The sequence below is a fragment of the Occallatibacter sp. genome (genome assembly GCF_049510455.1).
Lineage (GTDB): Bacteria > Acidobacteriota > Terriglobia > Terriglobales > Acidobacteriaceae > Telmatobacter.
The window spans coordinates 1-7,794 of sequence record NZ_JBEKYX010000142.1 but is presented as its reverse complement, the minus strand read 5'-3'; the positions used below and the strand labels follow the sequence as shown (position 1 = coordinate 7,794).

The 7,794-nt window shown below is 50.5% G+C and carries 8 protein-coding genes; 3 read left to right on the top strand and 5 right to left on the bottom strand.

The features are described from left to right. Positions 1–280: 280 nt before the first annotated feature. The gene (locus tag ABSG47_RS19390) at positions 281–532 is read right to left on the bottom strand and encodes a multiubiquitin domain-containing protein (protein WP_424171709.1); all 252 of its coding nucleotides are present in this window, start codon (positions 530–532) and stop codon (positions 281–283) included. A 595-nt stretch (positions 533–1,127) separates the two neighbouring features. Here ABSG47_RS19390 and ABSG47_RS19385 point away from each other — a divergent pair. From ABSG47_RS19385 to ABSG47_RS19375, 3 genes are read left to right on the top strand one after another with little or no spacing between them, the layout of a single operon-like run. Further along, entirely contained in the window at positions 1,128–2,114 is a 987-nt protein-coding gene (locus ABSG47_RS19385) for a DNA cytosine methyltransferase (RefSeq protein WP_424171706.1), read from the top strand. Further along, entirely contained in the window at positions 2,114–2,527 is a 414-nt protein-coding gene (locus ABSG47_RS19380; RefSeq protein ID WP_424171704.1) for a very short patch repair endonuclease, read from the top strand. The genes ABSG47_RS19385 and ABSG47_RS19380 overlap by 1 nt, the downstream gene beginning before the upstream one ends. Next, positions 2,524–2,931 (top strand): hypothetical protein, encoded by a 408-nt coding sequence (locus ABSG47_RS19375; RefSeq protein WP_424171701.1) that lies wholly within the window; start codon positions 2,524–2,526, stop codon positions 2,929–2,931. Before ABSG47_RS19380 ends, ABSG47_RS19375 begins: the two co-directional genes overlap by 4 nt. A 166-nt stretch (positions 2,932–3,097) precedes the next feature. On the opposite strand, the gene ABSG47_RS19370 is transcribed toward ABSG47_RS19375, so the two are convergent. From ABSG47_RS19370 to ABSG47_RS19355, 4 genes are read right to left on the bottom strand one after another with little or no spacing between them, the layout of a single operon-like run. Further along, positions 3,098–4,081, bottom strand: a complete 984-nt coding sequence (locus tag ABSG47_RS19370; protein WP_424171699.1) for a hypothetical protein — start codon at positions 4,079–4,081, stop codon at positions 3,098–3,100. Next, positions 4,078–6,084 carry an ORC-CDC6 family AAA ATPase gene (locus ABSG47_RS19365; RefSeq protein ID WP_424171696.1) on the bottom strand — a complete coding sequence of 669 codons (2,007 nt, stop codon included), beginning with the start codon at positions 6,082–6,084 and terminating at the stop codon, positions 4,078–4,080. Before ABSG47_RS19365 ends, ABSG47_RS19370 begins: the two co-directional genes overlap by 4 nt. A 2-nt stretch (positions 6,085–6,086) precedes the next feature. Next, positions 6,087–7,073 (bottom strand): phosphoribosyltransferase-like protein, encoded by a 987-nt coding sequence (locus tag ABSG47_RS19360; protein WP_424171693.1) that lies wholly within the window; start codon positions 7,071–7,073, stop codon positions 6,087–6,089. Then, complete coding sequence (locus tag ABSG47_RS19355; protein WP_424171690.1) at positions 7,063–7,497, bottom strand: DNA cytosine methyltransferase; 435 nt, start codon at positions 7,495–7,497, stop codon at positions 7,063–7,065. The genes ABSG47_RS19360 and ABSG47_RS19355 overlap by 11 nt, the downstream gene beginning before the upstream one ends. Positions 7,498–7,794: the final 297 nt, after the last annotated feature.

Genomic DNA, 7,794 nt, shown 5'->3' with positions numbered 1-7,794 from the left:
GCTCCAAAGAAACATAGCTGAACATCCCATCCTGAACCTGCTCAGTTCCACGCATAATCAGTAGACGAATCTACGCACAACCCCGTTGCGGAGAGCTGCCTTTTTCAACAAGTTCCTAGGGGGATCAAGTGCTCCCCCCTGTGTCAAATCGACCGGGCTAATCCAATCGCCATGTCTCAGACTTCCCGCTTTATCGAGGTATGGCAGGCCATAGATGAAAAACTAACCGTGGACGAAATCCAGATGATATCCCTGCTCAACAAGATCTTGGACGAAGGGATTAAGACTCGCCAGTTCCCGAAACCCTAAATCGCATGCCATCTTTCACCTGAACTTCGTGCCCTGGGGCGAGAGTGCCGCTTGGATTCTCCAAGGGGCCGTGGGAGTACTTGACGAGATATTCTTTCGAAGGTGCGCCGCCCTCCCCTAGATAAAGATCCACGACTCGCGCATAGGAGATTGTGTGAGTGTCGATCTCATGCTCGTCTTGGTTAACGAAGATTTTGAACTTCTTTTCCTTCTTATCATCCATGTTTCTCACCTCGGAGTTTGAACTCTAAGCCATCGATACACATTCCAGTTCGTCGATACCCTCGCCATTTCCCGATCGTTTCTACTGCGAGCCGCATATGTGCCCCAGAAAACCATGTCGCATAAAACAGCCGGCGAGCGCTCCGGGGTGCCCTAGCGCGTCTCAGACGGCCCGCCAATGATCAGGCCTCTTCTTATCATTGAGGTGCCGAACGCGAGCGACGTGGGGGGTGTGGCCATTTGCCTTTGACCAACCGATGCCTGCCCTCTGAGTGCCAAAAGTGCCGAGTACCTGATCGCCTTGAGTTTCGACCACGTAATCTTCGATCCGGGACCCTTCAGGGCGCCCCTTAGGCCTGGCCTCTACGTAAACATTCGCCATATACTCTTCTCCTTTCGTTGCTTGCAGCAGCCGGTTATTGCGCCTGCCGCGCCTTGTGGATGCAGGATCACCCAGCCATAATCGCGGAGATCCCGCAATCGGCGGTCTGCCTGTGCGACACCGGCAAACGCCGCCCGGTGCTGCTCTTTCGTAAACGAATTCCCTACGAGTCGTTGCACCGACTCGAATCAAGAATTCACGGTCAAAATCAGACTTGCATCTCTTGAGCCTTTTTTGCGGACCTGGTGGCTTGGACGAAGGCTTCAGGGAAGCAGGGTTCAAGACTGACATCGCTTTTGATGTTGACCAGGATTGCGTCAGTACATTCGCTGCCAACCACCCCGATAGCAAGGTGTTCCGAAGGGACATTAGCAAGCTAAGCCCCGCCACAATCGACGAATTGAATGAATCACCGCTTCGGGTGTCAGGAGTTGTTGGAGGTCCGCCCTGTCAAAGCTTCAGCGTTTCGAATGTCCATCAAACGGATGATGATCCCCGGCATTCCCTTCCTGCGGCATATGCCAACCTGCTTAAGCGGTTGAATAAGCAGCGCCCACTCTCATTCTTTGTCTTTGAAAATGTGCCGGGGCTGCTCGGCGTGAAACATCGCCATCGGTACGACCACTTTAAGAGCCTATTTTCGGATGCGGGCTTCGAGATTTTTGAAAATACGCTCGACGCGCGCAATTTCGGGGTTCCGCAGGTTCGGCCGCGGGTTTTTATAGTTGGGCTCAATCGAACGCTCCATCCGGAAGCTGTCTGGAACTGGCCTAAACCAGAGGTAAGAATCAGGACGGTGAGGGAAACCATTGAGCCACTCCCGGCACCGGTGTTCAATAGAAGGGGATTGGATCCATCGTCCCCTGATGTTCATCCAAACCACTGGTGCATGGTTCCGCGTTCAAAGAAGTTTCAGACGAAGGGCGCGCTAATCGAAGGGCAGTCATGGGGCAGAAGCTTTAGAACACTTGCTTGGGATCAGCCGAGTTGGACTGTTGCATACGGCAACCGCGAAGTCCATGTTCACCCCAGCGGCAGCCGCCGCTTAAGCATATACGAGGCCATGCTGCTAAAGTCCTTTCCAAAGTCGTACGTGCTCAAAGGACACATCTCTGCACAGACTCGTCTTGTGAGCGAGGCCGTCGCTCCTCGAATGGCTTGGCATCTAGCAGTCGCATTACGTCGCTGTCTGGGCATTTAATGGCAGATGTATTCAATCCGGAAAAGCGCTCCGCCGTCATGCGAGCCATCAAAGCCAAGGATACTAAGCCTGAGATCGTGCTTCGCAGCGCACTTCATCGACTTGGGTTTCGGTTCCGAGTCCATGATTCCACCCTGGCTGGCAAACCGGACATTGTGCTTCCAAAGTACCGGACGCTGATTCAAGTAAGGGGCTGCTTCTGGCACGGGCATAGCTGTGTTGACGGACATCTGCCAAAATCCCGCATAGATTATTGGCACCCAAAGATTCGCAACAACCAACTTCGGGATCAGAGAACCGATTTGCAGAATAGACGACTCGGTTGGTCGGTGCTCGTTGTTTGGGAGTGCAATCTATCGGGTAAACGTGCCAGCCGTGAAGTCAGTCGCGTCGCAATCCTGGCTTCCGCATGAGCTTCTTCGAACTGTTCGGTTTTGGACTCGCCGACATTGGACGGAAACTGTTCTTTTCCATGTCTCTTTGCATGGAGATTGCAGAGATCAGAGCAGACGAGTTTGGTGTCTATGTCAGTTTCGAAGAGCATGATTTTCTGGAACGGTATATAAAGTTCATCGTAAGTCAAGGACTTGTTTACTACGACTATTCCGACTACCTGATTGACAAGGATCGGCAAGTCGCCCCAATACTCCTGACACCGCTCACCAGACGCGGGCGTGAAGTCCTCAGACATATGCAGCAGTTGACCAATAATGCCTTCCATGAGTGCCTATTACGGATTGATGAGAGCTCGTTATCGTCATTATTCGGCCGGCTTGATCGAGTGGAGCAGTGTCAACAAAGACTAGTTTCTCAATAACCATTGGATTCAACTGGCCAATGCACGAAACGTCCGAAGGACGTCAACAAATTGTGGGCCATTTTGGAAATCGGAACGTAGCCCTTGAATGTTAGTGCGAAGCCTCGCTCACGTTCTTTCAGGCGCGTGGCGTCGTCGATTTCTCAGTGAGGAGAACAACTAAGCATCAATAAAACTTGTGCCCGTTTAGCCGGAGCGCGTAGGCATTTATATTTGCTTGCCCATTGATCTTGTTTATCCCTTGTGAGTATTCGGGGTGATAGACACGAGGTTGCGTATAGTACACGGGACAATCGTGGGCAATTGCATAAAGGGCCATCGCAAGCGAGATGGGTTTCGGTCCGTAAGGTGCGAACGCTGCACGCTTTGCGCCATCAGCACATAGCGCCTCGATATGCTCAAATGCGGTGGACAAATCTACGGCGTGAATGCGCCGAGGGTCACTTCCCTCATTTACGAGCGTGTGACGGATCTCCTCAATGAACCGCCAATTTCTTTGATAGAACGGAGGTCCCGGTGGAAACGGAAACAGGAGTTCGACCGGAACTGCGCGGTTTTTGTATGTATCTAATAGCGAGGCGATTCCAAGAGGTACAAAGCCGACCCCGATAACAGCTAGGTCAATGTTATCGTCAAACAATGTCTGGCCAAACAATGGAAGGCTCTGGAGAGGGCTATGATCTTCAGCCAGCATGCCACCGTGGTAGCCCTGAGGTACAGCGTAGGCTGCGATCAAGTTTTCAACACTGGCAGCCTTTATCAGCAACTTCAGGAATGGAAAAAAGAAACGTTTTGGCATACAACTAATGTCAAGAATGATGTTCTTTGTCCCACGAGCAATTATGTCCTGTATGAGACCTACAATCACGGCGTCTGAAGAGAACAATTCAACATCATAAATATTCGTTTGATGTTTCCCCGTATTCAGCAGTTTCCGATTCTCTTCTTTCAGTGCAGCATGACGCGCCGAAAAACGTGATGCCGGACTCGCTATGTTTAGCGTAAAGGTCTCAACAAGATCGCCGATATCACACAGCGCATTATGCGCTGCGATGGACCTCATTTCCATCGAATAGGAATTGATAAGTGACCAGGTGAGAGCAGTCCTTTTCACCAGCCAAGAAAGTTGCCCCCAAGGACGGTATTTCATTTGCCATCCTCGTCTTGCCAGACAAACTCGTCCTGTACGTATGTTCGCTGTTGAAGAGTGCTTGAATCAGTTCCCACACCAGCAGCCTGCATCCACTTTCTCAAGTCCCCGACGGAAACATAATACGGTTCTTTCGTACGAATGTGGGGGAGCCTAAAATGTGGAGTCAGTATTGGATTGAGGTAAAACTTGCGCCTCGGCTTTCGGTCGCTGCCTTTGGTTGTATGCGGAGAATCAAAAAGGGCGCCATAATCGACCGCATCCTCAAGGAACCTTCTAGTTTCCGGGTCCAAGTCCAATTCATGAAGAGCGACAGAAAAGCCGCTATGTCCGGGGTAGGACATTGCGACGTCTAAAAACATTTTTCGCTCCAGAAGATTCGCGACGAAACTTATAAATCGCTGGCGGGTATTTCCATCTTTTTCTTCCGGAATCTTGGTGTACCAGTGAGTGCTTGCTTCGTGGACACCCAAGGCCTGAATGTCATCTTCAATTCGACTGATCTCTCGCGATGAGTCCATTGGCATCGTGCGCAACCATGCATTCCAGATGTGCTGGCAAATGCTGACAAACACAAGAATATTGCTTCCACTCAATTGAATGATGTCCTCAACTCCAGACCAGAGCATTCGCTGACGCCGGCATCTGCCTGCAATCTGAATTAGAGCCTGTTCGACGCGTTCCTTTCTCCACCAGGTCTTCTTCTTCCAATCGGATATTGTGCCAAGATTGATGACACTCTGAGGTGACGACGCAATTTTCTGTCGAATCCAAGCCTCGGTTAGGCGTCCTTCCAGGGGGGCATCCATGGCAATCCGAATCAAGGTTGAATTGATTTCATCGCCCCATTCTGGCTCAATTGCGACTGCATTTTGTGGTGTCTTACCTGCAACTATCTTTGCGCGTTCTGAAGGAGTTGGGCCTTCCCCAAGTACGTGATCCAAACTGTTGGGAAGATCCTCGCTCTCATAGCCCGCGAGTGCTAGCCTTTTTGCAAATACATCTTTTGCAAACGCTGGAAAGATGTAGCTTTTCACGTTTTCCCGTCTTCTGAGGACGCTATCAAGGTCAACGTGCTTATAGTTTCGATCACGCTCAAGTTTTGCGGTGGTCCCATAAATGAAAAGATCGTCTTCCAATGCGTACGTTCGGGTGCCAATACGATATGAAACGCTCGGATTGCGGAGGCCCAGCGCCTTGTTGACCATCTGACGATAGAGAGGACCGAATTTCGAATACAGTCCTTCGAGTCGGCAAAGTTCCTCATACTGGTCGATCTGGAGGAAAATATGAACATCTTGGGGAGTTATCCCGCAAGTCTTCAGAGCGTCTGCCGCCGCGCTCACCGGTTCGCCAACCGAGGTCTTGGTCGTGTTGAATTCATCGGGGAGTGCATCGCGATTGAAATTCAAAAAGGCGAAGTAGGCTGCGATTCGAGTGCCAAGATGCTCCTTGAGCCCAGCCCACGTCGTCACTCCTTCGAGGCTACCCAGCCAGGCTGAAGAGCTTGCTAGCTTCGCTGCAAAGGCGTCGCGATGGCTCGGGTCCGTATCGAGCTGAAGTGCTGTTGAGGCGCCTGCATCAGTCGAAAGCACCTCAATCGAGCGAAGAATGTCCATTACCAACCAGTGATTTAGGAAGTCTGCGAAGAAGAGAGGTGCAACCTCTTCATGCTCGCTGGGATCCTTGGCCATCTGGCGCTGACCGAAATCAATCGCGCGATTCCGAATTAGGTTGATGCCAGCGCCAATGAACCTTTTATTAAATTCATCGATGGGATATTGAACATTCGCCTCACTATAAGCAATCCGTACACGTGGTTTCAGTAGATCGAGCAACATGCTCTTTCCACTGCCCTGAACACCGCTCAGAATGACGTTACCGGGCAGGAAAAGGGGTTCGGCGTTCCTTATCAATGCAGGGCTGAAAATCTTGACAAACTGAGAGGAACTGATTGACTCAGTCACATAGAGCTCGTTGAAAGGATTGATCCGCCTCTGCATGATTAGAGCCTCGAAGACCTGGGAAATAGTGGGCTCCACTGCGGAGCAACGTGATGGATCAGTGGTAATGCATTGTCGGGACAATTTGTATACATCACCAGCAGTGCTCCACTCCTATCAAATCCGAATGGCCCGTACCACTTTGTCAAACTTGCAGGAGAAAGCCCCGCGGTCATTTGCGTCTCTACCTGAATTGCCAATGCCCGCACCGATGGTGCCAATGAAATTTCTTCGGGATCAGGTACGCGTTTTATCAGCGTAGAAGATGAAAGCTGAAGAACTGGACGAACTTCTACATTCGCATAACGCTTTTTCAAGAGAGCCACCACCGGCTCCGCACGAGGGCTCATTATTAGTGGAATAACGAGGACCGGCAGATGCGATGGCAGACTTGCAGCATATCTGACGGCGTGGAACATCTGGCTGCCGCTTCCGACAAAATCTTCGAGAAGCACAATACGTTTTATGCCTTCTTTTGCAATGTAATCCTCGATTTTTGCCACATCTCCGAAGCAGGCTAGCGAGCGCCAGTCTGGACGAAAATCCCTTCCAATAATGGAATTGTAATGATAGAAGGCATTGATACGCATGCTGTCGGTAATGGGACAAAACCAAGTTTTGCTGGTCTCCGCATCGATGGTCTGATTCAGACCTGGATCGTGCAGCGGCGATGAGATGGACTCTACAATCCAAGAAAGGATGTGATGCTGGAAGGAGGCTTTATACAGGCATTCCATTTCCCTTGGGCCAAGAAAGAAGATAAACGGAATAAGTCGAAATAAGGATTTCTTCTCATCATCGCCAGATATGTTTTTTAGCCATTTGTCGAGACGTTCCCAGAAATCTGGATGGGCTCCCCTTGTCGGTTCGTATTCCTCGTAGAGTTCGTCACAGAAATATTCAACCTGTGATTGAATACGCTGAAGTTCAGGCCCGTCTGGCATGGACAAAGCCCAATCCCGGAGAATGCGTGCCAAATTAGCGTTCATCAAGCAATTGTTCCTTTATCGCTGTAGCAAGGCTGCACGCGACAGGCGGGGGAACCGCATTGCCAATCAAGCGAAATTTATCGGTCTTGGAGCCCACGAATTTAAAGCTGTCAGGAAATCCCTGGATTCGTGCAGCTTCACGAAAAGAAAAACCTCGATTGTCCTCCGGATGTAGAAAATACCTCGGGTCACCGAAACGTGTATCTACAGTCAAGGCGAGCCCATCCCATTTCAGTCGCCTGAATGTTCCATTGAATGTATGGGTCAGATCGATACCGGACCCGGAGTTCCGCAAAAATGTCTTTTTTATCAAGCGTTGCACATCTGCTTCTGTTGCAAATCCTAAGTGCTCGCTGAGTGAGGAGATGTGTACTGGGTCGGCGTCTCCCAAATCACGCGTTCGCATTTGTCTGCGCAACCTCATAACCGCCTCCAGCACTCGTTTTTCTCGCGCAGTCGTTTTGCCAAAGATTTCTGGCAGTTCCCACGTGTGTACTGCATTTGAACCGCCTCTGACGTTGGAGAGTTTTTGACCAGGGCGAATCTTGCTTGCGACAGCGTATTGCTCCGATCCAGATTTAAGACTCTCAGGATGATGATCTAGGAACTTGTTGAAAAAGGCAGCTCTCCGCAACGGGGTTGTGCGTAGATTCGTCTACTGATTATGCGTGGAACTGAGCAGGTTCAGGATGGGATGTTCAGCTATGTTTCTTTGGAGCAG

Coding starts and splice junctions, on each gene's coding strand:
- ABSG47_RS19390 (WP_424171709.1), bottom strand. CDS start 532: ATGGATGATAAGAAGGAAAAGAAGTTCAAAATCTTCGTTAACCAAGAC.
- ABSG47_RS19380 (WP_424171704.1), top strand. CDS start 2,114: ATGGCAGATGTATTCAATCCGGAAAAGCGCTCCGCCGTCATGCGAGCC.
- ABSG47_RS19375 (WP_424171701.1), top strand. CDS start 2,524: ATGAGCTTCTTCGAACTGTTCGGTTTTGGACTCGCCGACATTGGACGG.
- ABSG47_RS19370 (WP_424171699.1), bottom strand. CDS start 4,081: ATGAAATACCGTCCTTGGGGGCAACTTTCTTGGCTGGTGAAAAGGACT.
- ABSG47_RS19365 (WP_424171696.1), bottom strand. CDS start 6,084: ATGCAGAGGCGGATCAATCCTTTCAACGAGCTCTATGTGACTGAGTCA.
- ABSG47_RS19360 (WP_424171693.1), bottom strand. CDS start 7,073: ATGAACGCTAATTTGGCACGCATTCTCCGGGATTGGGCTTTGTCCATG.
- ABSG47_RS19355 (WP_424171690.1), bottom strand. CDS start 7,497: ATGAGGTTGCGCAGACAAATGCGAACGCGTGATTTGGGAGACGCCGAC.